This window comes from Clostridium sardiniense, from assembly GCF_019753795.1.
GTDB classification, from domain to species: Bacteria; Bacillota; Clostridia; order Clostridiales; family Clostridiaceae; genus Clostridium; species Clostridium sardiniense.
In genome coordinates this window covers 1-26,590 of the sequence record NZ_JAIKTU010000006.1, presented here as the reverse complement: position 1 = coordinate 26,590, position 26,590 = coordinate 1, and the positions used below count along the sequence as shown (strand labels likewise).

Here is a 26,590-nt window from a genome sequence, read left to right as displayed (position 1 = left end):
TTATAAGATAATTGAAAAGGCTATATACTCCTCTATAATATATATAAGATCATCTTCTTCCTCAGTATCTACATCTATTATATCACCTTTAATGTATTCTAGATATCTCATCAATACAATACACAACGATATTTTAAAAATATTTTTTTCAGATATTCCCTTGCTATTAAAATCCTTTTTTTCTTTTAGCATGTCGTATATACCACATACTGCTTTAGCGAAAACTTCATCTTCCAGTGCAAAGCTTGAAGCTAATCCTAAAAGAGGATATACATCTTCTTCTATAAAATTATAGCTATCTATAAGATTGCACCTAATATTAAGTACCTTCTCAATTTTTTTCTCTATATCTGAATTTGTAATAAGTAAAGATAAATAAAAAGAATCAAGGCTCTTAACTTCCTTTAAATTTATCTTTCCTATCTTTGAGTCAATATTTTTTATATCTTGAACTATCTCATTAATTTCTTTATCTATTGCCGTCAGATACACATATACTATATAATCCTCTTTCATAAAGAAATCGTACTGCTCTTCATTAATAACTTCTTTTATTTCAAATAATCTATTTAATTTTTCTTCTAATTCATCACCATTAAATCTTTTAGATAATAAAAACGCCGTATAAAGAGTTTCTTTATTATCTTTAAAACCTCTATCTACCAATGAAGAATTTATATATTTGGTATTTAAAAAGACCTCCTTATAGTCTTTTCTACCATTCATAAGAATAGAGAAAACCTTTTTAAACTCTCCTCTGAATTTAGAATTAAATTTAGTGTTCTTTCTAATATACTTCCTTATATCCTTTATTCTAGTTTCATTAATTTCTTCATCAGAACCATTTGCTATTAAAGATGCTAGACAATTTAAATCTTTTCCATCCCACCTTAAATTCTTTTTAAATTCATTGTTTAGTTCAATAAAAATTCTTACTTTCTCTTTCAGTTCAATATCCATTTCATCATCCTCATAAAATTTTTGCATTAAATATTAAATTATTAAATAATTTATAATTATATATTATTTCTAATACAATACAACTGTCAATAAATTTCAAAAAAGAATTAGAATAATTAACTATTCTAATTCTTTTCATTGAAATTTTTATAAATTTTTCCCAAAGTTTCTAAACTTATTGTATCTTTTTTCTAAAAGTTCATCTTCATTAATTGCTTTTAATTTATTAAGTTCTAATAATATTGCTCTTTTAAAACTATTTGCCATACGCTGTGGATTTTTATGAGCTCCTCCATGAGGCTCTCTAACTATAAAGTCTATAATATTGAACTCTCTTAAATCTTCTGCTGTAATTTTCATAACCTCAGCAGCTTCTGAAGCTCTTTCACCATCTTTCCATAAGATAGATGCGAATCCTTCAGGAGATAGTATTGAATATATTGAATGTTCAAGCATACCTACAGAATCTCCAACTGCAAGAGCTAATGCTCCACCACTTCCACCTTCACCTGTAATTATTGATACTATCGGAGTTTTTAATTTACTCATTTCAAAAAGATTCATAGCGATAGCTTCACCTTGACCTCTTTCTTCAGCATCTACTCCACAGAAAGCTCCTGGAGTATCTATTAGACATATAACAGGTCTTTTAAATTTTTCAGCTTGTTTCATAAGTCTTAATGCTTTTCTATAACCTTCTGGTCTTGGCATACCAAAGTTTCTTTCTATATTTTCTTTAGTATTTTCACCTTTAGTTATAGCTATTACAGTCACTGGTCTGCCTGATATTTCAGCAATACCACCTATTATAGCACTATCATCTCCAAAATTTCTATCTCCGTGGAATTCTATAAATTCATCAAAGATATTTTCTATATAAAATTTCCCTGTTGGTCTATCTTTGTGTCTTGCAATAGATACTTTATCCCATGCTTTCATCTTTCTTGCCAGTCTTCTATTCATATCTATTCACCTCATGTAATCTTAGTATCTTATATACACAAGTTCTTAACTCTTCTCTGTTTACTATCTTATCAACAAAGCCTTTATCTAAGAGAAATTCTGCCTTTTGAAAATCATCTGGTAATGTTTCTTTGATAGTGTTTTCAATTACTCTTCTTCCTGCAAATCCGATTAATGCATTAGGTTCACTTAATATTACGTCACCTTCCATTGCAAAACTTGCAGTAATGCCACCTGTTGTTGGGTCTGTAAGTACAGTAATATATAGAAGTCCTTCTTCACTATGTTTTGCAAGAGCTGCACTAACTTTTGCCATCTGCATAAGAGAAAATATTCCCTCTTGCATTCTAGCACCTCCAGAAGTTGTAAATATAATAACAGGAAGCTTATGCTTTATAGCAAATTCAATCATTCTAGTTAGCTTTTCACCAACAACAGTTCCCATACTTCCCATCATAAAGAAACTATCCATTATTCCAGCACAAACTCTTATTCCATTAACTAAACCAGTTCCTGTTACAACAGCTTCTCTGCTTTTAGTTCTTTTCTTAGCATCCTCTAACTTCTTTTGATATCCTTCAAAGTCTAGAGGGTTTCTTGTACTTAAATCTTTATCAAATTCTTCAAAAGAATTATCATCAAAAAATAATTTTACTCTATCATGAGCCTTAAGTCTAAAATGATGATTACAATTAGTACAAACATATTTGTTTTTGACTAAATCTTCATGATATATTATCGAGTGACATCCGTCACATTTAGTCCACATTCCAGATGGGATATTTGGCTTTATATCTGACTCTATATTTATTTTTTTAACTGTTCCATAATTCTTCTTTTTATTAAATAAATCCTTAAGCATACTTATTCACCATCTTATTTCCTAAAAATGCAGTATCATAATCTCCATTTAAAAATTCTTCCATCTCTAAAAGCGAATATTGGAATTCTATATTTGTCTTAACTCCACCAATCCCAAACTCACTTAATGCTCTTTTCATTCTTATTATAGCTTCGTCTCTATTTTCTCCATAAGCTATAAGTTTTGCAAGCATTGAATCATAGCAATGAGGTATCTTATATCCACAATAAATTGCAGAATCAAGTCTTATTCCAAGCCCACCTGGTATATATAATTCATTTATAAGTCCTGGACAAGGTCTAAAATCATTTTCAGGATCTTCAGCGTTAATTCTACATTCTATTGCATGACCTTTTATCTTTATATCCTCTTGAATAAAGCTTAAAGGTTCTCCACTTGCTATTTTAAGTTGCTCTTTTAAAAGGTCTACTCCTGTTACCATTTCAGTTATAGGATGTTCAACCTGTATTCTTGTATTCATTTCCATGAAATAATAATTGAAGTCTTTATCTACTAAAAATTCTATTGTTCCTGCATTTTTATAATTACAAGCCTTAGCAGCTCTCTTTGCAACTTCTCCCATTTCAGCTCTAAGTTCTTCACTTAAAATTGAAGATGGAGCTTCTTCTAATACTTTTTGATTTTTTCTTTGTAATGAACATTCACGTTCACCTAAATGCACTACATTTCCATTCTCATCTGCAAGTATTTGAAACTCTATATGTCTTGGTCTTTCAATAAACTTTTCAATATATAAAGTATCATCACCAAAACAAGCTAATGATTCTGATTTAGCAGTATTATATCCCTTTCTAAATTCTTCATCATTTCTTGCTATTCTGATACCTTTTCCGCCACCACCTGCAGCAGCTTTTATCATAATAGGATATCCTATATTTTTTGCAATATCTAATGCATGATCTTCATTTTCTATAGTTCCTTCAAAACCTGGAACAACAGGAACATCTGCACTTTTCATTAATTCTCTAGCTCTTGCTTTATTTCCCATAAGCTCTATAGATGTGTAATCTGGTCCTATAAATTTAATATTACACTCACTACACATCTTTGAAAACTTAGCATTTTCTGAAAGGAATCCAAACCCTGGATGAATAGCATCAGCACCAGTTAAAACACATGCACTTAATATGTTTTTTATGTTTAGATAACTATCTTTTGCAGGATATGCCCCAATACAAATTGCCTCATCAGCAAGTTGTGTGTGAAGAGCTTCTTTATCTACTTCAGAATAAACAGCAACAGTTGCAACTCCAAGTTCTCTGCATGCTCTAATTATTCTTACAGCTATCTCTCCTCTATTTGCAATTAATACTTTCTTAAACATATACTTCACCTATCCTATAGCAAACATTATTTCTGCTTCACATACTTTCTTTCCATCTACTTTAGCTACACCTTTTCCAATTCCTACAGGACCTCTAAGCTTTATAATTTCGCAATTTAATTCTAATTTATCTCCTGGTACTACCTTTTGTCTAAATCTCACCTTATCAGCTCCAGCAAAAAGTGGAATTTTACCTTTAAACTCTTCTTTTGTAAGAAGAGCTACTGCTCCAACTTGTGCTATAGCTTCAAGTATTAAAACGCCTGGCATAACAGGTTCTTCTGGAAAATGGCCTTGGAAAAACTGCTCATTTGCAGTTACATTCTTATATCCAGTAACACTTTTCCCTTCTTCCATTTCTACAATTCTATCAACAAGTAAAAATGGATATCTATGAGGTAATATTTCTTTTATTTCTTTTATTCCCATCATAATTAGACATCCTCCCTTATCTTAAATAATGGAGTACCATACTCTACCATATCTCCATCTTTAACTAAAACTTGAACTATACTTCCTGAAACTTCACTTTCTATTTCATTCATAAGTTTCATAGCTTCAATTATACAAAGTACTGATCCTTTTTTAACATTATCTCCAACTTTTACAAAACTATCACTATCTGGTGAAGGTGATCCATAAAAAGTTCCAACCATTGGTGACGTAACTACTGTTCCTTCGATGTCTTGTGGTTCTTCTTTAACTTCTTCCTTAACTTCATCTATTACTTCACTTATCATTTTTTCTGAATGAATCTTCTCTGTTACAGTTTCACCCTTAACTTCTTTGCTCGGTGATACATTTAATCCTCTAGTTAAAGATTTATCCATTTTTATATGAGAATCTCCACTTTTATACTCAAAGTATGCAAGCTCTGAAGTATTTATAAGCTTAATAAGTTCCTTCACTTCGTTAATATTCATAAAATAGCCTCCTATTTTTCATTCCACTTCTTAAATAATAATGTTGCGTTATGCCCTCCAAACCCTAATGAATTTGTTAAAGCATAGCTTAATTCTTCACGTCTTCCAACATTAGGTACGCAATCTAAATCACATTCTTCATCTTTTGTTTGATGACCAATTGTAGGAGGTATGAAACCATCTCTTAATGCTTCTATACATATTATAGCTTCTATAGCTCCTGCTGCACCTAAAAGATGTCCTGTCATTGATTTAGTTGATGATACAGGTATCTTGTATGCTAAATCTCCAAAAGCTCTTTTTATAGCTACTGTTTCAAATTTATCATTTAAAGGAGTTGATGTACCATGTGCATTTATATATGATACTTCTTCTGGCTTTATTGATGCTTCTTCCATAGCTTCAACCATAGCACGACATGCACCTTCTCCATCTGGGTCTGGTGATGTAATATGATAAGCATCACAAGTGCTTCCATATCCAACAATCTCAGCTAATATATTAGCACCTCTCTTTTGTGCTGACTCTAAGCTTTCAAGTACTAATATTCCAGCACCTTCACCAATTACAAAACCACTTCTATCTTTATCAAATGGAATTGATGATCTCTTAGGATCATTTGATGGATTTAAAGCCTTAAGACTTGCAAACCCTTCTATTCCAATCTTAGTTATTGGCGCTTCTACTCCACCTGCAAGCATTACATCTACATATCCATGTTTTATTTGTCTAAATGCTTCTCCTATTCCATTTGTTCCTGTAGCACAAGCTGTAACTATTGCAGTTGATGGTCCTTTTAATCCATATCTTATAGATATATTACCAGCTGCCATATTACTTATTGCCATAGGTATAAAAAATGGTGATACTCTTTTTGAACCTGTAGCCATCTTTGTTATTTCAGTTTCAATAGTTTGGAATCCTCCAATACCTGAACCAACAAGTACCCCAATTCTATTCTTATCCATATTTTCTAAATCTAATCCTGATGATTTAATTGCTTCATCAGCACAAGCTAATGCAAATTGAGAATATCTATCTAATCTTTTACTTTCTTTTTTACCTAAAATTTCAGTTGGGTCAAAATTTTTAACTTCGCCTGCTACCTTTACACTAACTTCATCTTTATTCACTAAAGTTACATAATCTATTCCAAGCTTACCTTCTTTCGCGTTAGCCCAAAACTCTTCTACGCTATTTCCTATAGGAGTTAAAGCTCCCATTCCTGTAATTACTACTCTTCTTTCCATAACAAAATCCTCCGCCCTACATTACCATTCCGCCATCAACATTCATTACTTGACCAGTTACATATGATGCATCATCTGATGCTAAAAAAGCTACCATATTTGCAACATCTTCTGGATTACCAAGTCTCTTTAGCGGTATGTTCTTTTTAGCTTCCTCTTTAAATTTTTCTCCTAAAACTTCTGTCATATCAGTATCAATAAATCCTGGTGCTACAGCATTAACTGTGATACCTCTACTTCCAACTTCTTTAGCTAATGATTTTGTCATTCCAATAACACCAGCCTTAGATGCTGAATAGTTTATTTGACCTGCATTACCTACTATTCCAACAACTGATGAAAGGTTAACTATTCTACCTGATTTTTGTCTAACCATAATTGGAGTTATAGCTTTTAAGCAGTTAAATACACCTTTTAAATTTACATCAATAACACTATTAAAATCTTCATCTTTCATTCTTAGTATTAACGTATCTTTCGTAATACCAGCATTATTTACCATTATATCGATAGCTCCAAATTTCTCTTTTGCAGATTTTATCATTTCTTCTACAGCTTTGCTATCACTTATATCACATTTATATAAGAAGACTTCCACTCCCATACTTAAAAGTTCTTCTTGTACTTTTAAAGCTTCCTCTTCATTACTTCTATAATTTAAAACAATATTTGCACCAAGAGAAGCTAACTTTTTAGCTATAGCCCTTCCTATTCCTCTTGAAGCCCCTGTTACTATTGCACATTTATCCTTCAACATAAAAACCTCCTAAACATTTCCCTTTAATTCTTCTATAATTATATTTAATGATTCCATATTTTCTACATTATAGACTTTGGCTTTTCTATCAATCTTCTTAACAAATCCTCTTAAAGTTTTACCTGGACCTACTTCGATGAATGTATCAACACCTTTGTCTAACATGTCTCTAATTGTTTTCTCGAATAATACCGCTGTTTTTATATGTTTTCTTAAAAGTTCTTTTAAGTCATCGCCCTCACTATATGGAGCTCCTAAAACATTTGAATAAACTGTTTTGTTAAAGTTATTAAACTGAACCTTTTCAAGTTCTTTTAAAAATTCTAAACTTGCCCCTTCAAGTAATGAGCTATGGAACGGTCCACTAACATTTAAAATGATTCCCATTCCACCAAGTTCTTTAGCTATTTTTACTGATTCTTCTATAGCATTATTTTCACCTGATACAACAACTTGACCTGGACAATTATAATTTGCACCTTCTATGATTCCAAATTCTGAAGCTCTTTTTATAAGTTCTTCTACTTTTTCATCATTTAATTTTAAAATGGCTGCCATCTTTCCAAGTCCCTTTGGAAGTGAACTACCCATTATTTTTCCTCTTTCACGAACAAGCTTTAATCCATCTGAAAAATTTAAAGCTCCTCCATAAATTAATGAACCATACTCACCAAGAGATAAACCTGTAGTAAAATCTCCTTCTATTCCATTTACTTCTAATGCTTTAGCTGCTGCAAGAGATGTTAATAAAATTGCCGGCTGTGCATTTTCAGTTAATTTTAATTCTTCTTCTGTACCATTAAATATTAAATTTTTAATATCCATTTCTAATGCAGCTTCACCTTTATCAAAAACTTCTCTGCATTCTTCTATATTTTCGTATAAATCTTTTCCCATTCCTATATATTGAGAACCTTGGCCTGCAAATAATATAGCAATATTTTTACTACTCATATACCCCTCCAACTGTATCAAGAGCAACTTTAGCTCCATTCATTAAGTCCTGTATTATATCATAACAACTTTCTTCTTTATTAATTAAACCTGAAACTTGCCCTGCCATTACAGAGCCATTTATAACATCCCCATCTCTAGCCGCTCTTGGTAGAGATCCTCTTCCAAGTGCCTCTAACTCTTCTACTGTACCATTATCTTTTTCAAGCTTTTGGAACTGTCTAGATAACTTATTTTTAATTACTCTAACTGGATGTCCTGTTGATCTTCCTGTTACATCTGTATCTATATCCTTTGCACCTAAAACTTTATCTTTGTAATTTTGATGTACTGTACACTCCTTAGCAACTAAGAATCTTGTTCCTACTTGAACTCCAAGTGCACCAAGCATAAATGATGCTGCAACTCCTCTTCCATCTGCAATTCCGCCAGCTGCAATTACTGGTATATTTACCGCATCAACAACCTGTGGAATTAATGCCATTGTAGTTAATTGTCCAACGTGTCCCCCTGACTCCGTTCCTTCTGCTACTACTGCATCTGCACCCATCTTTTCCATTCTTCTTGCTAAAGCAACTGATGCAACAACCGGTATAACTTTTATACCATTCTCTTTCCACATCTCCATGTACTTACCTGGGCTTCCAGCACCTGTAGTAACAACTGACACTCCTTCTTCACATACAAGTTTTGCAACTTCATCTGCATGTTCAGACATAAGCATTATATTTACTCCAAAAGGTTTATTTGTAAGCTTTTTAGCTTTTCTAATTTCATCTCTTATCCATTCAATTGGTGCTGTTCCTGTAATTAATCCAAGACCACCAGCTTCACTTACAGCTGCTGCTAATGATGCATCTGCAATCCAAGCCATTCCACCTTGTAATACAGGATACTTGATACCTAACATTTCACAAACTCTATTACTCATTAAAGTTCCTCCTAAAATTCACCTATACAGTTATAAATTCATTTATAATATAAGCAAAATCGGGTTCTAATACTAAGCCCCCGATTTTTGATTATTGAAAATATTCTGTTAACTCTTTACAAAACCACTATGAGCAACAGATCTTACTCTTAAATCTAGTTGTTTTTCTTTTTTTCTACGTAATCAACTGCATCTTTGATGCTCTTTATATTTTCAGCATCTTCTAATTGAATACCAAACTTTTCTTCTATTTCGATTACTACTTGGAATAAATCTAATGAATCTGCTCCTAAATCTTCGAAAGTTGTTTCTAATGTTACTTCACTTTCCTCTACTCCTAATTGTTCACAAACTACTTCTCTAATTTCTTCAAATATCATAATAAATACCTCCATAATTTACACTTTAATTTTTATTTTATATTTCAAAGCTCTCGCTTTTAATTACCATTTTATTAGTGTGGCACCACAAGTTAGGCCTCCACCAAATCCAACTAAAACTATTAGATCTCCATCTTTTAGTTTTCCTTCATTATCCATATCTGCTAAAGCCATTGGAACTGATGCTGAAGATGTATTTCCTACTCTTTCTAAATTCACATAAAATTTTTCTTTTGAAAGTCCTAGTTTTTTTGCTGCATAATCTATTATTCTTAAATTAGCTTGATGTGGTACAACATAATCTATATCCTCTAGATTATATCCAGTACCTTCTAAAACTTTCTTTATAGAATCAACCATGGCACCTGTTGCAAATCTAAATACTTCTCTTCCATTCATCTGGACATATTTGCTTTTAATAACTTCTTCTTTTGCAAAAGGATTAATTACATCATTTGCTCCTGCAGTTAATGCATCACCTTTTTCTCCTTCTGATATTGAATAAGTATTTATAATACCGCTCTTCTCTTCTTCATCTATTCCAATAACAGCAGCTCCGCCACCATCTCCAAAAAGAACACAAGTGCTTCTATCTTTCCAATCAATAATCTTTGAAAGAGTTTCTGCACCAACTACTAATGCATTTTTATATCTTCCAGTCTTAAGTAGGCTCTCAGCTACTTCTAATGAATAAATAAATCCTGTGCATGCTGCATTTAAGTCAAAGGCTGTTGCATTTTTTGCCCCTATCATTTTTTGTAATATGCATGCTACTGATGGAGTAAATGAGTCTGGAGTAATAGTAGCAACTATTATTAAATCTATTTCTTCTCCCTTAATACTCGCCTTATCCATTGCAACTTTTGCTGCTTTATAAGCTATACTGGAAGTATCTTCGCCTTCAGATATCCTTCTTTCACAAATTCCTGTTCTCTCTAATATCCATTGATGATTAGTATCTACTATTTTACTTAAATCATCATTAGTAATAACTTGAGATGGAACATATGAACCTACACCTTTAATCTTTACTTCCTTCATGATTTTCTCCTTAATTGTTTAAATAATTAACTTTGAAGAATTCATTTAATCTATCTAATGAAGATATAAGAATTTTCTCCTCTTCCTCTGATAAACCTTCAATCGTTGCATTAATCATGTCATTATGGAACTTTTCGTGCAATCTAAATGCAAGTTTTCCACTCTTAGTTAATTTAATTAATACAACTCTTCTATCTTCTTCAATTCTCTTTCTTTCAACGTAGCCTTTTTTTATAAGCTTATTTATTGCTGTTGTTAAAGTTCCAACAGTTATCTTTAAGTCTTGTGCTACCTCTGACATTGTTCTTTCTGTATACATACCAATAGCCTCTATAGTATGTATTTCTGTAACAGAAAGATTATTAAGAACTCCTTTTTTTAATGCTTGTTCTTCAATTTGAAGTATATCATTAAAAATTTGAACTAATAATTCGTTCAATACCTTTTTTCTTATGTCCATTAATAAATCCTCCACTTTTTATATAGTCTACATATACTATAATTATTTTTTATGAATAAATCAATGGCGTCAAACATTTTTTATATCAAACGTTTTGATAATCAAACTATAATATAATCAAATTATTTTGTCAACTAAATATTTGCTGTTATTTTCTATTTTATTAACGGTTTTATTCATTTTAACAAAAACTTCTTATTATTATTTAAGAAATTTCCACTGGATAACTTTGCCTGTAAATCCTTCTATAATCTCACTTTCATCATCTTTTAAAATATTAATTATTTCATTTCCACTACAATGGCATAAAGAAAAATTTTTAATATTTAGTTCTTTTAATTTTTTTGCTGTTTCTATATTTTCTGATAATGATAATTTTGAAAGATGTATTCCCCCAATTACATTTATTACTTTTTTCCCAATTATATTTTGTACCTTAGTAATAATATTAATAATCCCTGTATGGGCACATCCAGTTATTAGTGTAAGACCTTCTACATTTTCTATAACTAGGACAAGTTCCTCTGAAAAATTATCTTTTATAAGGATATTTTTTTCTTTTCTTGACAATTCATCTTTAGATTTAGATATTTTTTCTTCATTGAAACTTTCTAGATTAGATATTACATATATTCTATCTTCTAATTTCATTTTTTCTTTAACTTCAATAATTTTATATCCCATCTCTTCTATATATCTCTTATCAAAATTAATACCTATATATTTTTCTTCTTCACTTTTTAAATGATATTTATCACTTCTTTCAAAGAATTCATTTCCCAGTATAATATAAGGCTTATTATTTATATTTTCTAAGAAATATTTAAATCCACCAGCATGATCATAATGTCCATGGCTTAATATTATATAATCTATATTTTCAAGTGACAATCCTAACTTTTTAAAATTGGATAGAGTCTTTTCTGATTGTCCAGTATCAAATAAAATTTTCAATCCATAAGCTTCTATAAAATAAGATAATCCATGCTCACACTCTAATTTACTACCTTCTTCTTTATTATTTTCTATAACTGTTGTAATCTTCATATAATCCCCTCATATCCATTTAATATATTTTTCATATATTCCTTAATAAAATTATATCATGCACTCTAATTAAACCTTTTATGTTTATATAAATTTAACTATTTGTATTTATTTACTTCCTTATAATTATATTCAAGCTTATAAGTTTGTATATTATATACTCTTGATACGTTAATAAATTATAAAAAAGCATCGACTATATAAACATAAATAGTCGATGCTTTTTTTATAATTAATCTGGCATAAGAACAAATCTTAATATAAATAATATTGCAAAAATATAAAGTAATTTGTGTACTTCTTTTCCTTTTCCAGTAGCAATTTTTACTATTGGATAAAATATCATTCCAATTGCAATACCATTAGCTATTGAATAAGTAAATGGCATCATTGCTATAGTAAAGAAAGCAGGCACAGCCTCTGTAAAATCTGAAAAATCTATTTGGCTAACTGCGCTCATCATTAATATACCAACAATTATTAAAGCTGGTGCTGTTGCACTTTGTGGTACTATTCCAACTAATCCACTAAAGAATAGTGATAATACAAGCATAATACTTACTATTACATTAGAAAGTCCTGTTCTTGCCCCTGCTGCTATTCCTGAGGCTGATTCAACAGTTGTTGCAAGAGTTGTTGTTCCAAGTAATGCTGCACAAGTTGTTCCTACTGCATCTGAAGTTAAAGCTTGTCTTAGATTCTTAACATCGCCATCTGATTCAACCATTCCTGAACTTTGGGCTGTTCCAAGTAAAGTACCAATTGTATCAAAAAGATCTACTAAGCTTAATGTAATTACAACCATAAATACAGTAAGTAATGCACCTATAAGTCCATCTCCGTTACTTGTTAATAATCCTTTTAAATCCATAGCAAAGAATGTATCACCAATAACAGGCATTGAGAAAAGCTTCATACCTTGAATATTTGTAACTCCCATAGGTATTCCTATTATTGTAGTAATTATAATTCCAATTAGCATTGCACCTGTAACTTTTCTTGCCATAAGAACAACACCTATTATAAGTCCTATTATTGTTAATATAACTGTCTTATCAGTAAAATCTCCAAAAGCTACTAATGTCCCTGGATTTGCTACTACAATTCCACCACTTTTTAAGCCTATTAATGCAATAAATAATCCAATACCAGCTGTTATTGCATATTTTAAGTTTTGAGGAATAGCTTGAACTATTTTTTCTCTAATAGAAGTTAAGGTTATAATGATAAATAAAATACCTGATATAAATACTGCTGCTAAACCTTCTTGCCAAGTAAAATTTAATTTCAAGCAAATATTATAAGCAAAGAATGATACAAGTCCAAGACCTGGTGCTAAAACAAAAGGTAAATTAGCATGAAAGGCCATTATTAAAGTACCAACAGCTGCTGCTATACAAACTGATGCAAAAGCTGAAGCTATTATTGGATCTTGTGCCATAGTAAGATTTGCTGCTGCATCTCCTTTAAGACCTAGAGAATTCATTCCACCTATTTTTAATATATTTGGAATTACTAATAATGCATAAGCAAATGTTACAAAAGTTGTAAGCCCACCAATAATTTCTGTTTTTACATTTGTCTTATTCTCCTTAAGCTTAAATACTTTTTCTAGAATATTTTTCATTTGTTCTCCTCCATTTTTATAGTTATGTATAGTAATGACTACCCATAAAAGATCTGTTTCTTGATTTTAAGGCTATAGCCTCTTCCTAGCCTTTCTCTTTTTACCAAGACTCTCTAAAGAACTAACTTTTACTTCATTGTAAAATAAAAAACTAGCCGGTTTATTAGGTAAACCAATGCTAGCTCATAGAAACTTCATTTTGATTTACCCATAGTGTGAAGATTAATTGGTCTTCACGTAGAAACCTCTGAACCGTATTATCAGACTTATATGGGCTTATATTGTTATTTTATCCATTATACTATACCTATTTATATTGTTGCAATGTAATTATTTCCTTATATCAAATATAATGTAAATGAAAAAGAGAAAAATAATACTGCTAGTATTATTAATGTTATTGAAAGTCTAAAGAACTCCATTTTATCATCTACATAAAAATCATCTTTCTTCTTTTTGTTACACACTATCATAATGTCATCACCAACATTAAAGTCTCTACTGCTACCAGGTTCATTATGGACAAATACTATTTTTTCTCCTTCTTCTGTAAAGAATTCTATAACAGGTTTATATAAGGTTATAAATGATAACTGATGAAAATCATCTAATATAGCTTCATCTGTCTTCTTTACTTCTATTATTTTTCCAACTACTCTTGTTCCAGTTTTATAAATTCTATATCTAATTCCAAATATTATTATTGCAGCTAATAACAATCCAATCCCTATAGCTAGCAGCACATACATTGCCATTACAATCCCCCCTTTATATAAACTATATATCTAATAGTTATTAGTACAATATATGATAACATTTACATTTTTGTGAAAAATTATAAGGAGTATGTTTTTATCTAACACACTCCTTATTCTATAAAAATAAAAGATTAGCTAAAAAAGCTAATCCTTTAAAATTAATATTCTTCTATAATCTCTCCAAAATAAAGTATATGTCCTATTTTTTCCCCTTTATAGAACTGCTCTGCTAGATCTTTATCAAAATTATCTAAATCCATTTCATTTTTATATAATATCTTACATTCATAATATCTATTACATCCTTCAATCACTGGTGTATCTACACTCTTTGATGGAATAAATTTTATATTTGCAAGCTCTTCTTTATTTACATCTCTTCCTGATTTGCTTCCACATATTTTTAGTGCCTCTTTAAGCTCACCTTCATAAGGAATACTTACTGTAAATTTTTCTCCAGACTTTAAAAATTCATTTGTGTATCTGCTTTCTCTAACTAAAGCCATAAATACTGGTTTTCTCCACATAAAGCCTATGCTACCCCAACTTATTGTCATAGTATTTGCAGATTTCAAATCTCCACCAGTTAAGAATGCTCCATTTATATGAAGATTATCTAAAGCATTCTCAACATCTCTTGTAAAATTATTATTCACTTTTGCTCCTCCTAAACTACACTTCTACATTTCAAGGTACTTTTATAATATTTAACAATTTCCCTTAACTCAGAATGAATTTTTTTAAATCTATACCCGCCAAGTTCCATAATATTTATAATATTTATTGTAAGGTTTAAATAATTATTATAAGGCGATGTATCATTATCATCATACTCCTTATTTAAAATTGCTTCAATACCACATTCTTCTTCAATTATATTTATCATCTCTCTTAAACTTATATCACCTATACAAGCAGCATTTACAGGAGCATTTATATCTTTATTTAGAAGCCATGCTAAAAATACGCCTGCTTCATTTTGAGTTATTAAATTCATATGTGAATCTAATTTAGTTGAGCATATACATTCTTTATTATCTACTCTTTCAACATATCTTAAAAGTCTCTCAGTGTAATCATCTTTTCCTATAACCACTGGGAATCTTACAGCTATTACAGGGAATTCTGCATTTTTATATAATACAGCCTCCATTAATCTTTTTCCCTCACTATAAGAGAACTCCTCTTTCTCCCCCATAACTATTTTATATTTACTTGGATTAAATTCTGTTTCCTTTAAATTTACTCCTTTATCATAAACTGCAACTGATGAAACTACAATATATTTATCTGTTTTACCCCTTAACACATTACACATTCTCATTCCATCATTTGGACTATATGAAATTGTGTCATAAACAACATCATATTTTTGTCCATCTAAAGCCTTCATTAAAGCGTTTTCATCTCGCTTATCAAGAAGTATACGTTTAACTTTGTCCCCAAAATCATCTTTTCTTATCCCTCTCGTTGCTATTGTTATATCATGTCCGTTAATTATAAGTTCTTTTATAAGTTCTTTCCCAAAAAACCTTGTCCCACCGAAAACTAATATCTTACTCATAGCATTATTATCCTTTCAAATTTAATATAACAATTTAAAATTCTCACACCTATTATGATTATATGATACCATATTTACATATATTATCCAATTATCAAATAAAAAACAACTCATAATTTTATGAGTTGTTTATCTAAAATAAGAACATGTCCACAATTATTTTAAATGATATTATTATTGCAATAGGAACAAGAAGTACAGAAATAATCATATATCTGCTACCTTTTTTATTCATTTCCTTTACATATTCCTCATTATCATCTTTTATATCTTTAAATGTACTTATTGATTTTATAAAAAATGTAATCATTGCAGCAATAACAATCACATTTAAAGCAAATAGTATCATATTGACACCTCCTATAATTTGCAAACTTTAATAATTACATATTATCATACTTTAAAGAAAACTTTAAATATTATATTATTATGTTATGAGGTATTATTACCCATTATTATAAAATATACATGCTAATTTAAATAAATAGGAGGTTATTTCATGAATCCATTATATTACTTACTTATTGGTCTTCCACTAATATTCGTAATTATATTAATTTTCTATAATATTTCCACAATGAAAAAATCAAGAGATAAGGCACTTAATAAAAAACGTAAATTTAAATAATTAAATTTAAGTAAAACTCTATTAGATAACTTTTTATCTAATAGAGTTTTACTTATTACAATAATACCATTAATACTATAACTGTTGTTAATATTAAACTAATAGGAGCTAATATAATAGAAATTTTCATATATTTCTTTGCTTCTTGCCCTTCTATTTCTATATTACCATTGTTATCAGCAATTTTTTTAAACATACTTGATGCCTTTAAGAACATTATTAACATTGCAATTACTACAATTATATTAATGATTATTAAATATATCATAGATATGGTCCTCCTCCGTTTAAGAAATTTCACTTTTATATATTACCACATTTATTAAGGAGGTAATATATTTCTTTAACAATATTTATCCTAAAGTAAATACCATTTCCTCATTATTACTTAAATCTTCTCTATAGATATATCCTTCTTCATTAAACTTCTTTAATCCTTCTACATTTTCTATTCTATTTTTCATTATATAAGTTGCCATAAGTCCCCTTGCTCTTTTAGCATGTACAGTTACAACTTTATATTTTCCATTTTTAAATTCTTTAAATACAGGAGTTACTATAGTAATTCCCTTCATCTTATTTAATTTTGCAGATTTAGAATATTCATTTGATGCTAAATTAACTAGGATATCACTTTCACTATCTTTAATATCTTCTATTAAAGTCTTGTTTATCTTCTCTCCCCAGAAGGAATAAAGATTTTTATGTTTACCTATGTTAAGCTTAGTTCCCATCTCTAATCTATAACTGCATATTAAGTCTAAAGGTCTTAATACTCCATATAACCCAGATAATACTCTAAGATGTGAATTTGCATACTCTAAGTCTTCTTTAGAATATGAAGTTATATCAAGTGCCCTAAAGGCTTCTCCATTAAATCCTAGTATACATGGAAATGAATGCTCTGCTTCTTCTATTGTCCATTTATGAATATTTAAAAGAGTATCATCTGTTAATTTATCTGATATCTTCATTAATGATCCTAATTCATCTGGATTAAATTCTTTTAATCTTTCATTTAATTTTATTGATTCACTAATATGTCTTACATTAGTTAACTCTATATTATAATTTAATTCTTTTCTTTCTAGTTTTTTTGCTGGTGATAAAATTACTATCATATGTGTCCCTCTCTCTTCTCATATATTTTTATATTACTCTTGTCCATTCCAATTCTTTAATATTTCCCTTGCAGAACGTCCCATTTCTTTCGAAAACTCTGCACCAGTTTTTCTTCTATAATTAAATTGTCCAAAATTCTCTGCACCATATATATTTTTAGGAGATACTTTTTCTTCTCTTTCTTTATACATATCTTCTAATTCTTTTTTATTTAATAGTTTATATTTTTCATTAAATACAATATATTCTTTTTTAAATCTATCTGAAAGTATTCTTTTATGATCATCTTCATAATGTCCAAGACAAAGCATACATGCTGGATACACAAGCTTTGGAAGATTAAATAACTCCTTATGAATTTCATAATGCTCTATAATATCTCCTATATAGCAAGATCCAATCCCTAAACTTTCTGCTGCAATAGTTCCTGTCTGTGCTGCTATTACGGCATCTTGCATAGAAAGCATAAAATCCCCTTCATCTGGCATTCTAAATTCTAAACTATTCTTATTACAAAATTCTTTTACATTACATATATTATAGTAGTTATATAACCTTTGTAAATCACCTAAAAATATTAAAATCACATTGGACTTCTCTATAAATGGTTGATTATCACAAGTCTTTGCAAGTTTTCTTTTAGTTTCACTATCTCTAATTACTAATATAGAATATAACATCATATTTCCTGCTGTAGGAGCTCTCATTGAAGAATCTAATATAAGCTGTAACTCTTCTTCGCTTATATTTTTATTTGAATACTTTCTTAACGACATCCTGTTATTTATTAAACTTATTACTTCATTCATTTTTCCACCCCTTATAATTTACACCTAGTTTACAAATATTAAAACAACATATGGTAATATTATACTATATATTATAGGAGTGATTGTTATGACTTTAAGAACTGTATCAAAGGCCATCTTAAAATATATAATTTTTTTAATATGTACAATTATTCTTACAAGAGTGTTTTATCATATATTAGGATACTTTTTATAAATTTTAGCCTAAAATTTATACACACTTTCTTGTAATCGGTTACTTTATAAAATAAACTTTAAAGGCGGTATATAGATATGAACTTAATAAAAAGTACCTTTTTCAAAAGATTATTAAAAGGATTTATTTTATCATCATCAATATTAATTTTAACTATATTATTTTTTAATTATATGCTACTTAATCTTAATTACATAGTACTTTTTACCTGTGCTATAATCTGCTCAGTTGTATACGCCTTTACAGGAGAAATATGGTCATAAATATTAATTGATTCATAACTCTTTTACATCTTTTTGAATATAATACCTCTAATATTCATTGACAAGCAAAATTTTAAGGAGTATTATTGATGTAAATTAAGATATATTAATCCATTGATAAGGAGAAGTAGTTAAGTTTAGCTTCGTTAAAGAGAGTTAGAAAGTGGTGAGATTCTAGCAAGAAGAGATTTAGTGAATGGACCTTTGAGGAGTAAAGGGAAATCTTTTTATAAAGAGAGTATCTTCTATCGTTTGCTTCACGTTATAGAAGCTAGAGTATGTTAGTACTTGAATTTTAAGTGGCATTTAATAAATTAAAGTATACTTTAGTTTATAATATGCAATTTAGGTGGTACCACGGAATTTATCTCCGTCCTATTTATTTAGGACGGAGTTTTTTTATTATATTAAATATTTTTATTAAACAAATGAGAGGAGTTTTTAAAATGAGTAAAGAAATAATGCTTACAGGAGACAGACCAACAGGCAAATTACACTTAGGACACTATGTAGGTTCTTTAAGAACTAGATTTGAAATTCAAGAAACAGGTGAATATGAAAACTTTATTATGATTGCAGACCAGCAAGCTTTAACTGATAATGCAAGAAATCCTGAAAAGATAAGAAAAAGCTTAGTGGAAGTAACTTTAGATTATTTAGCAGTTGGTATAGATCCAGCCAAGACAACAATATTTGTACAATCACAAATCCCTGAATTAAATGAACTTACTATGCACTACTTAAACTTAGTTACAGTATCAAGACTTGAACGTAACCCAACAATTAAAGAAGAAATTAAACTTAGAGGATTTAATACTAGTATTCCTGCTGGATTTTTAGTTTATCCTGTTAGTCAAACTGCTGATATTACAGCTTTTAAAGCTAAAAAAATTCCAGTTGGTGAAGATCAACTTCCTATGATAGAACAATCTAGAGAAATTGTTAGAAGCTTTAATTCTATATATGGAGATATATTAGTTGAACCAGAAGCTTTAATATCAAACTCTGGATGTGCTAGACTTCCTGGTGTTGATGGTAAAGCTAAGATGAGTAAATCTTTAGGAAATGCTATATATTTATCTGATGAAGCAGACGTAATAACTGAAAAAGTAATGAGTATGTATACAGATCCAAATCATATAAAGGTATCAGATCCAGGTGAAGTTGATAATAATCCTGTATTTATATATTTAGATGCTTTTGGCAAAGATAAAAAATATATTGAAGAACTTAAAGAACATTACAAACAAGGTGGACTTGGAGATGTTAAAGTAAAGAGATATTTAAATGATGTACTTCAAGCTGAACTTGAACCAATTAGAAATAGAAGAAAAGAATTTGAAAAGGATAAAGAACTTATATATAAGATTCTTTTAGATGGAAGTAATAAAGCTAGAATGACTGCATCTCAGACTCTTAAAGAAGTTCGTGATGCTATAGGAATTAATTATTTCAATGTATAGACTATATAAAACTTTATGAAATTATATTAAAATAAAAAATGTTGATGTTATATACCACTAGTAAGACAACTGTTTAACTCGTATATATCATCAACATTTTATTTTATTATTAGACCATTCTTTATAATAATATTGCATATATAAATGAATTAACTACTAAAGATTTAAATTATATATAAAGTTAGAAATCCCACTTATAATTGTAAAAATAATACCTGCATATCCAACATATTTTGTTGATTTCTTTTGTTTCTTAATCCCATATACAATTAAACTTATACTAAGTATTATTATAAATATCATCAATATAAATTTCATAACATACCTCTTTTCTCTTGCTAAATTTTTAGACCTATTTATTAAATTTTAGTTTATTTCTAAGATAATTATAGCATTATTTCCCATATAACACACATAACCATAAATATTGTTTTTTTCTCTTTAAAATCATTTATATAATTTATAATTTTGAGATTATTTTTAAAATACTATATACTTAAACTAAAAACTTATGGAGGCTTATATATGAATAACTTAAATGATATATTAGGAATAAATTTAAATGAAATATCACTTTTAGATATAGATGAAGAAATACTTATAAAGCTTAAAGCTTGTGATTACCATACTCAAAGTAATTTTTACTTTTGGCTTATAAATGAGATTAATAAATTAGAAAATACAAAGGATTTTACAGAACTTTCTCACTGTCACTTTTTAATGTCTTATTTTTTATATGTAATATTTACGCCTATGTGTTATGAAGAACTTGCATTTAATCATGCAAATAAGGCTAATACTTTAAATCCATCTGTAAAGTATAAAGAATGGCTATTAATGTTTGCAATTCTTCCCAATGGATTTATTAAACCTTATGATACTATTAAACTTGCAGAAGATGTATTAGAAGTTAATCCATCTAGTGAAATTGCAAATGCTATAATATCTATGTTTTAAAATTTAGCTTTGTCTCATGATAAATAGCCATAATAAATTGTAGCTATACAAAAATTTTATACTATGAATTCTATACATAGCAAAAGGGACTGCTTTAAAACAGTCCCTTCTTTAAATCCTAAAGACTTAATTTTTCCCAAAACTCATCTTCTGATATTACATCAATACGAAGTTCTCTAGCTTTAGTTAACTTTTTACCTGGATTTTTTCCTACAACTACTAAATTAGTTCTAGTACTAACTGCCTTTGGAGTTTTTGCTCCATACTTTACTGCTATTTCTCTCATTTTGCTTATGCTCTCTCTCATAGTTCCAGTAAACACTATAACTTTTCCATCAAATATATTTTTGCAAATATTATTTTCCAAAATACCCCTCCTAATATATTAATAATATGTTGTGTTATAAATATATTAGGATTCAACATAATATATGCTTACTTATTTATTATTATATAAAATTATAATATTAATTTCCTACTATTTATAGACAACTATATCTCTATAAAATATAAGGTTATGATATTAATTTTTCATAGTAATTCTTAACTCCAACTTTACCACTACTATTAAATACTTTATTTAAATCTCTTCCTATACCAACACAATCTTCACCTGCATTTATCCATTCTAAAATATTTTTATCATTTACCTCACCTGTTGCATTATATTTATATCTTCAAGGATTGACTTTGTAGCTTTTATAAAATCTTTTCCAACTATATTTCCTGGGAATACTTTGAAAAATCTTATTCCTTTTGCATGTCAACTATTAAGTTCTGACATTGTCATTACCCCTGGAATAATTGCTATATTAGCTTCATCGTAATTCTTTGTTCTTATTACAGCTACAACTTTTTCTTTTTTTAAAGTATCTATTATATCCTTAATCATATATATTTACCTCTCAACAACCTTATTTTCTCCTAAATGAACTAATACATCTTCATAATAATGTGGTAATAAATAATAATATATTAATTAACTATAAACTTTATTAATGTTATACTATATTTAACATTAGTTGTAATATTTAGTTTATAGTATGTATTATAATACCTTATTTTGATTAACCTTAAAATCATATTATTTAATTAATATATAAAATCCCAATTAAGACATAAATGCATAGACCTATATGACACTATATTGTCACATTTATTGCTTCTATTTATATAGATTGAATTTTAGGAGGATATATATGAGTAAGTTTGAACTAAAAGAAGATTTCTATTTAAATGATAAAAAAATAAAAATAATATCAGGTGCTGTACATTATTTTAGAATAGTACCTGAATATTGGAGAGATAGATTAGAAAAACTTAAATCTATGGGATGTAATTGTGTTGAAACATACATACCTTGGAATTACCATGAAGTTAAAAAAGGTGAATTTAATTTTACTGGTAATGGTGATTTTGTTAAATTCATAAAAATTGCTGAGGAGCTTGGACTTTATGTAATCCTTAGACCTACTCCTTATATCTGTGCAGAATGGGAATTTGGAGGACTTCCCCCTTGGCTTTTAAAAGATGACTCAATGAGAGTTAGAAGCACTTATAAAGGATTCTTAGATGCTGTTGATTCTTACTTTGAAGAGTTATTTAAATATATAGTTCCTCTTCAAATAACTAATGGCGGTCCTGTTATTATGATGCAAGTTGAAAATGAATATGGTTCCTTTAGTAACGATAAGGATTATTTAAAGGCTATAAAATCTCTAATGATAATTCATGGTGCTACTGTTCCACTTTTTACTTCTGATGGCGGATGGAAGGAAGCACTTGAGTCTGGAACCTTGGCTTGTGATGGAGTTTTCCCTACTGTAAATTTTGGTTCAAAATCAAAAGAACAAATTTCTAATCTAAATACCTTTATGAAGGAAAATAATATAGAAGGTCCTCTAATGTGTATGGAATTTTGGATAGGATGGTTTAATAACTGGGGTGGTGAATTTAAAAGAAGAGATAGCGAAGATGCAGCAAACGAATTAAAGGATGTGCTAGAAGAAGGCCATGTGAATATTTATATGTTCCACGGTGGTACAAACTTTGGTTTATATAATGGTTGCAGCTATCACGATGGTATAGATCCTCAAACAACAACTTACGATTATGATGCTCCACTTACTGAATGGGGAGAACCTTCTGAGAAGTACTTTAAATTTAAAGAAGTTATCTCAAGCTTTAAAGAAATCCCTAAAGTTACTTTATCTAATAATATTAAATTTAAGGATTATGGAGAAATAAAGCTTTCTAATAAAGTATCATTATTTAATACTTTAGAAAAATTAGCTACTCCCATTTATAATTCTCAAACATTAAACATGGAAAAGCTTGATCAAAACTTTGGATATATATTATATAGAGCTAAACTTCCTAAGATGAATCCATTAGAAAAGGCTAAGTTAGTAGATTGTGATGACAGAGCTCAAGTATTTTTAAATGGAAGCCATGTGACAACTCAATATAAAGATAGTCTTGGATCAAATATTCCTCTACACTTTAATAATAATTCGGATAATACCTTAGATATTCTTGTGGAGAATCTAGGTAGAATAAATTATGGAGCAAATTTAGTAAGTCCAAAGCAGCGTAAAGGAATTAAAGGTGGAGTAATGCTTGATATTCACTTCCATACAGGTTGGGATCATTACCGATTGGACATGGAGGATATTAGCAAAGTAGACTTTTCACTTGGATACACTGAAAATACTCCTTCATTCTATGAATATACTTTTACAGTAAATGAAAAGGGAGATACATTCCTTCACCTATCTGATTTCGGTAAGGGATGTGCTTTTATAAATAGTTTTAATCTTGGTCGTTTCTGGGATATAGGTCCAACAAAATATCTCTATATCCCTGCACCACTTTTAAGATTAGGTGAAAATAAAATTGTCATATTTGAAACAGAAGGAAAATATAGTTCTAATATAAGTCTTAAAGATATACCTCTTTACTAAAAGATATAGCACATAGTATTACTTACTATGTGCTATTATTATAATTAAATTTTCTAAAAGTTAAGTGTTTTTATATTATTTATTATTAAACTTTGTTTTAAGAAAATAATATAACAGTAAGGACTAAAAATTCCATAGTTCATAGTAATTCAAGTTTTTTGTAATAAATCCATATTAATTATATTAATTAATCGCCATTATATTATCACTATTTTATTTTCAAAAATAAATGCAAATAAAAAATAACACGAAGTGTTTAATTAAAGTTTTATGTAAATCTTAATTAGTGATTTAAAATATTACAATTCATCTCTTTATTCATTAGATACTAAATCTTATTACAGATAAAAGCTAAAAGGATTTTTCAGCTCCTTTTCTTTTATTTAGTTTTTATTTATTTTTCCTAAATCTTTCTTTTAAAATATATTTAACCAACTTTTTAAATGTTGTATAATTTATTTTGTCACTAAAAAGAGTTCTAAAGTTTTCTTTAGAACTCTTTTACTATCAATATTTAAAACAAATTTCAATTACGGTCTATAAAAATTTGGATTTTCTTCTTTTAAGAGTTTCTTTATATGTTCATTTGGAGGGTATGCAAAATTATTTTCTATTTCTTTAAAGCTACCAATTGTTTTTCTATATAAAATATATTGTAGACGATATACATTCATCTGATTAAATTTAGGGATTTGGGGACTATAACTACAAAAATATTTTATTTCACAATCTTTAACTTTTACATCTTTGTAGTTTTTACCTTCTTTCTTTAAATTTTCTTTCCATCTTTCAAAATCTTTTTTTGTTGTAAAATATTTTATATAGTTCTTATTAGAGTCTCCAATCATTCCTCTTTCTTCGGTTGGCTCAATAACTAAAATTTCGCTTGAAGGAATATCAGCTTTTTCAGTAATAAATTCATCTATTTTTTTATCTGCATCCATTATTTTAAAATACCACTTACACCAAAAAAAACCTATACCAGCAACTATAATAACAACAATAATTAATAATTTCTTTTTCATATTTTATCCCCCTAATATGTTCCAACTTTATAAGGTGCATATTTTCCTGTGAACACATTGGGTAATGCATTTGGTAATATAGAAGTTAAATTCACCATGTTAGGTTTTATAACAGGTGCACTACCACTTCCCCAGTAATATGATTGAAAAACTAATTTTGAACAATAACTAGGATTTTTAGTTGTTAATTTCGATGTGATTCTATAATCAATATGTATATTTTTACGATATCCACCTGTAGAATTCCAAAACGTTCTATCAGCATAATTAGCACATTTATTAGCCATATTTCTATCTGGTATACGCCATATTTGTATCCATTTATCTATCCATCTATCAGATACAACACCTTGACCTTCTTCTAATCCACCTCGTAACCAAATAGATTTATGAAACTGATTATTATTGTTTTTTATTCCTGTTATTATCCAATTTAGAGCATTACCTCCACCAGTCATTTCTAATATGTAATTATCAGTTGTTGCTATGGCTGCATGTCCAACACCTCCAAGGACTACTATAATGTCACCTTTCCTCAAATCACACTCAAACTTCATTGCATTATCTTCTTGACTACGTTTTACTCTCCTTGGTCTTTTCTTTTCACTTGGAGCATGCCCTTCTCCATCTGGGAAAGCTCCAAAATTTAATACTTGGTCAAACCATTCATTATAATTTAACCCTTGCCCAACTGTATTTTTCATACTATCATATGTATCAATTCCTAATTTATAATTTTCTTCAAAAGCATTAAAAGTATAATTATTTGGATCGACTTTTCCTTTTTTAACGCCTTCATCATAAACTTTTTTAATAGTATTTATATCAGTATTTATGTTTTCTGCAAAAGTAGTAATACTATTAAATAATAAAGTAAAACTTAGAATTAAAGTTAGTAAACTTAATTTTTTTATAAAATTCTTCATCTTAAATCCCCCTTAATTTTAATATTAAAGCACTATGTATACATTCTAATATTTGAATAATAATTTTTGTTTAATTTTAAAAACCTCCCATATATAATTATTTTAAGAGGTGATTTTATGAAAAATATTTTTTATATTTTTTATATTCTAATTAATTTTATATACATATATGTTCTATTAAATTTATTCAAAGGTAATTTTCTAATAAATTTAATAGGAACTCCTTTTATAAGAAGAATACATCAAAAAATTATATTTCAAAGGGTAGTTGTTTTATTGATATTAGGTATGTTATTTAATTTACTATTATGGTATTTATTTGAAAAGGAAATACTATAGTTTATGCCATTATTTATTTTTTCAAATAGCTATAATAAACTATATTTATAGGACAATCTCTTAATATAATTATTAAT

The 26,590-nt window shown here is 28.6% G+C and carries 31 protein-coding genes, 1 riboswitch and 1 other annotated feature; of the genes, 4 read left to right on the top strand and 27 right to left on the bottom strand.

Annotated features, from left to right (window positions below; all coding sequences use genetic code 11):
• The 19 genes from K5V21_RS08345 to K5V21_RS08255 form a co-directional block, all read right to left on the bottom strand.
• Entirely contained in the window at nt 1-960 is a 960-nt protein-coding gene (locus K5V21_RS08345; protein ID WP_221860796.1) for a DUF4003 family protein, read from the bottom strand.
• A gap of 147 nt (nt 961-1,107) precedes the next feature.
• Nucleotides 1,108-1,923: an acetyl-CoA carboxylase carboxyltransferase subunit alpha gene (locus K5V21_RS08340; RefSeq protein WP_221860794.1), complete on the bottom strand. Its 816-nt coding sequence runs from the start codon at nt 1,921-1,923 to the stop codon at nt 1,108-1,110.
• Nucleotides 1,916-2,785: an acetyl-CoA carboxylase, carboxyltransferase subunit beta gene (accD, locus tag K5V21_RS08335; RefSeq protein ID WP_221860792.1), complete on the bottom strand. Its 870-nt coding sequence runs from the start codon at nt 2,783-2,785 to the stop codon at nt 1,916-1,918. Before accD ends, K5V21_RS08340 begins: the two co-directional genes overlap by 8 nt.
• A complete protein-coding gene (locus K5V21_RS08330; protein ID WP_221860790.1) occupies nt 2,778-4,130 on the bottom strand; it encodes an acetyl-CoA carboxylase biotin carboxylase subunit in 1,353 nt (450 codons plus the stop codon). The genes accD and K5V21_RS08330 overlap by 8 nt, the downstream gene beginning before the upstream one ends.
• 9 nt (nt 4,131-4,139) lie before the next feature.
• On the bottom strand, nt 4,140-4,562 hold the full coding sequence (fabZ, locus tag K5V21_RS08325) for a 3-hydroxyacyl-ACP dehydratase FabZ (RefSeq protein WP_221860788.1): 423 nt from the start codon (nt 4,560-4,562) through the stop codon (nt 4,140-4,142).
• A 2-nt stretch (nt 4,563-4,564) separates the two neighbouring features.
• A complete protein-coding gene (gene accB, locus K5V21_RS08320; protein ID WP_221860786.1) occupies nt 4,565-5,053 on the bottom strand; it encodes an acetyl-CoA carboxylase biotin carboxyl carrier protein in 489 nt (162 codons plus the stop codon).
• Nucleotides 5,054-5,064: 11 nt separating this feature from the next.
• Nucleotides 5,065-6,303: a beta-ketoacyl-ACP synthase II gene (gene fabF, locus K5V21_RS08315; protein ID WP_221860784.1), complete on the bottom strand. Its 1,239-nt coding sequence runs from the start codon at nt 6,301-6,303 to the stop codon at nt 5,065-5,067.
• 16 nt (nt 6,304-6,319) lie between these two features.
• A complete protein-coding gene (gene fabG / locus K5V21_RS08310; RefSeq protein WP_221860782.1) occupies nt 6,320-7,060 on the bottom strand; it encodes a 3-oxoacyl-[acyl-carrier-protein] reductase in 741 nt (246 codons plus the stop codon).
• Between the two features lie 9 nt (nt 7,061-7,069).
• Nucleotides 7,070-8,014 carry an ACP S-malonyltransferase gene (gene fabD, locus K5V21_RS08305; protein ID WP_221860780.1) on the bottom strand — a complete coding sequence of 315 codons (945 nt, stop codon included), beginning with the start codon at nt 8,012-8,014 and terminating at the stop codon, nt 7,070-7,072.
• Entirely contained in the window at nt 8,007-8,945 is a 939-nt protein-coding gene (fabK, locus tag K5V21_RS08300; RefSeq protein ID WP_204595638.1) for an enoyl-[acyl-carrier-protein] reductase FabK, read from the bottom strand. Before fabK ends, fabD begins: the two co-directional genes overlap by 8 nt.
• Before the next feature lie 155 nt (nt 8,946-9,100).
• Nucleotides 9,101-9,325, bottom strand: a complete 225-nt coding sequence (gene acpP, locus K5V21_RS08295) for an acyl carrier protein (RefSeq protein ID WP_204595637.1) — start codon at nt 9,323-9,325, stop codon at nt 9,101-9,103.
• A gap of 63 nt (nt 9,326-9,388) precedes the next feature.
• A complete protein-coding gene (locus tag K5V21_RS08290) occupies nt 9,389-10,366 on the bottom strand; it encodes a beta-ketoacyl-ACP synthase III (protein WP_221860778.1) in 978 nt (325 codons plus the stop codon).
• Nucleotides 10,367-10,376: 10 nt separating this feature from the next.
• Nucleotides 10,377-10,826: a MarR family winged helix-turn-helix transcriptional regulator gene (locus tag K5V21_RS08285; RefSeq protein WP_221860776.1), complete on the bottom strand. Its 450-nt coding sequence runs from the start codon at nt 10,824-10,826 to the stop codon at nt 10,377-10,379.
• A gap of 201 nt (nt 10,827-11,027) precedes the next feature.
• Nucleotides 11,028-11,873, bottom strand: a complete 846-nt coding sequence (locus tag K5V21_RS08280; protein ID WP_221860774.1) for an MBL fold metallo-hydrolase — start codon at nt 11,871-11,873, stop codon at nt 11,028-11,030.
• 232 nt (nt 11,874-12,105) lie between these two features.
• Nucleotides 12,106-13,500, bottom strand: a complete 1,395-nt coding sequence (locus tag K5V21_RS08275) for an NCS2 family permease (RefSeq protein WP_221860772.1) — start codon at nt 13,498-13,500, stop codon at nt 12,106-12,108.
• 191 nt (nt 13,501-13,691) lie between these two features.
• Nucleotides 13,692-13,794: riboswitch (purine riboswitch) on the bottom strand.
• A 44-nt stretch (nt 13,795-13,838) separates the two neighbouring features.
• Nucleotides 13,839-14,255 carry a DUF3592 domain-containing protein gene (locus tag K5V21_RS08270; protein WP_221860770.1) on the bottom strand — a complete coding sequence of 139 codons (417 nt, stop codon included), beginning with the start codon at nt 14,253-14,255 and terminating at the stop codon, nt 13,839-13,841.
• 161 nt (nt 14,256-14,416) lie between these two features.
• On the bottom strand, nt 14,417-14,914 hold the full coding sequence (locus K5V21_RS08265; RefSeq protein WP_221860768.1) for a flavin reductase family protein: 498 nt from the start codon (nt 14,912-14,914) through the stop codon (nt 14,417-14,419).
• Nucleotides 14,915-14,925: 11 nt separating this feature from the next.
• Nucleotides 14,926-15,822: an NAD-dependent epimerase/dehydratase family protein gene (locus tag K5V21_RS08260; RefSeq protein WP_221860765.1), complete on the bottom strand. Its 897-nt coding sequence runs from the start codon at nt 15,820-15,822 to the stop codon at nt 14,926-14,928.
• Nucleotides 15,823-15,955: 133 nt separating this feature from the next.
• Nucleotides 15,956-16,171: a hypothetical protein gene (locus K5V21_RS08255; RefSeq protein ID WP_221860763.1), complete on the bottom strand. Its 216-nt coding sequence runs from the start codon at nt 16,169-16,171 to the stop codon at nt 15,956-15,958.
• A gap of 150 nt (nt 16,172-16,321) precedes the next feature.
• Here K5V21_RS08255 and K5V21_RS19520 point away from each other — a divergent pair, with 150 nt between their 5' ends.
• Nucleotides 16,322-16,450: a hypothetical protein gene (locus tag K5V21_RS19520; protein WP_280637776.1), complete on the top strand. Its 129-nt coding sequence runs from the start codon at nt 16,322-16,324 to the stop codon at nt 16,448-16,450.
• Between the two features lie 55 nt (nt 16,451-16,505).
• Here K5V21_RS19520 and K5V21_RS08250 read toward each other — a convergent pair whose 3' ends face one another.
• The 3 genes from K5V21_RS08250 to K5V21_RS08240 form a co-directional block, all read right to left on the bottom strand.
• Nucleotides 16,506-16,718 carry a hypothetical protein gene (locus K5V21_RS08250; protein ID WP_221860761.1) on the bottom strand — a complete coding sequence of 71 codons (213 nt, stop codon included), beginning with the start codon at nt 16,716-16,718 and terminating at the stop codon, nt 16,506-16,508.
• Nucleotides 16,719-16,803: 85 nt separating this feature from the next.
• Complete coding sequence (yaaA, locus tag K5V21_RS08245; RefSeq protein WP_221860759.1) at nt 16,804-17,571, bottom strand: peroxide stress protein YaaA; 768 nt, start codon at nt 17,569-17,571, stop codon at nt 16,804-16,806.
• Nucleotides 17,572-17,604: 33 nt separating this feature from the next.
• Nucleotides 17,605-18,381, bottom strand: a complete 777-nt coding sequence (locus K5V21_RS08240) for a nitroreductase family protein (RefSeq protein WP_221860757.1) — start codon at nt 18,379-18,381, stop codon at nt 17,605-17,607.
• A gap of 564 nt (nt 18,382-18,945) precedes the next feature.
• Nucleotides 18,946-19,221, top strand: a binding site (T-box leader).
• 65 nt (nt 19,222-19,286) lie between these two features.
• On the opposite strand from K5V21_RS08240, the gene trpS reads away from it, so the two are divergent.
• Nucleotides 19,287-20,303 carry a tryptophan--tRNA ligase gene (gene trpS, locus K5V21_RS08235; RefSeq protein ID WP_221860755.1) on the top strand — a complete coding sequence of 339 codons (1,017 nt, stop codon included), beginning with the start codon at nt 19,287-19,289 and terminating at the stop codon, nt 20,301-20,303.
• Between the two features lie 156 nt (nt 20,304-20,459).
• Here trpS and K5V21_RS08230 read toward each other — a convergent pair whose 3' ends face one another.
• The gene (locus tag K5V21_RS08230; RefSeq protein ID WP_221860753.1) at nt 20,460-20,621 is read right to left on the bottom strand and encodes a hypothetical protein; all 162 of its coding nucleotides are present in this window, start codon (nt 20,619-20,621) and stop codon (nt 20,460-20,462) included.
• Between the two features lie 207 nt (nt 20,622-20,828).
• On the opposite strand from K5V21_RS08230, the gene K5V21_RS08225 reads away from it, so the two are divergent.
• Nucleotides 20,829-21,260, top strand: a complete 432-nt coding sequence (locus K5V21_RS08225; protein WP_221860751.1) for a hypothetical protein — start codon at nt 20,829-20,831, stop codon at nt 21,258-21,260.
• 118 nt (nt 21,261-21,378) lie between these two features.
• Here the strand turns inward: K5V21_RS08225 and K5V21_RS08220 are convergent, their stop codons facing one another.
• Together K5V21_RS08220 and K5V21_RS19515 are read right to left on the bottom strand one after the other, a co-directional pair.
• Nucleotides 21,379-21,627, bottom strand: a complete 249-nt coding sequence (locus tag K5V21_RS08220) for a BRCT domain-containing protein (RefSeq protein ID WP_221860749.1) — start codon at nt 21,625-21,627, stop codon at nt 21,379-21,381.
• Between the two features lie 396 nt (nt 21,628-22,023).
• Nucleotides 22,024-22,152 carry a hypothetical protein gene (locus K5V21_RS19515; protein ID WP_280637775.1) on the bottom strand — a complete coding sequence of 43 codons (129 nt, stop codon included), beginning with the start codon at nt 22,150-22,152 and terminating at the stop codon, nt 22,024-22,026.
• A gap of 307 nt (nt 22,153-22,459) precedes the next feature.
• Between K5V21_RS19515 and K5V21_RS08210 the strand changes: the two genes are divergently transcribed.
• Nucleotides 22,460-24,223, top strand: coding sequence for a glycoside hydrolase family 35 protein (locus K5V21_RS08210; RefSeq protein WP_221860746.1), 1,764 nt, complete (start codon nt 22,460-22,462; stop codon nt 24,221-24,223).
• A 530-nt stretch (nt 24,224-24,753) separates the two neighbouring features.
• Here the strand turns inward: K5V21_RS08210 and K5V21_RS08205 are convergent.
• Nucleotides 24,754-25,248: a hypothetical protein gene (locus tag K5V21_RS08205; RefSeq protein ID WP_221860744.1), complete on the bottom strand. Its 495-nt coding sequence runs from the start codon at nt 25,246-25,248 to the stop codon at nt 24,754-24,756.
• Nucleotides 25,249-25,259: 11 nt separating this feature from the next.
• Nucleotides 25,260-26,174: a hypothetical protein gene (locus K5V21_RS08200; protein ID WP_221860742.1), complete on the bottom strand. Its 915-nt coding sequence runs from the start codon at nt 26,172-26,174 to the stop codon at nt 25,260-25,262.
• Nucleotides 26,175-26,590: the final 416 nt, after the last annotated feature.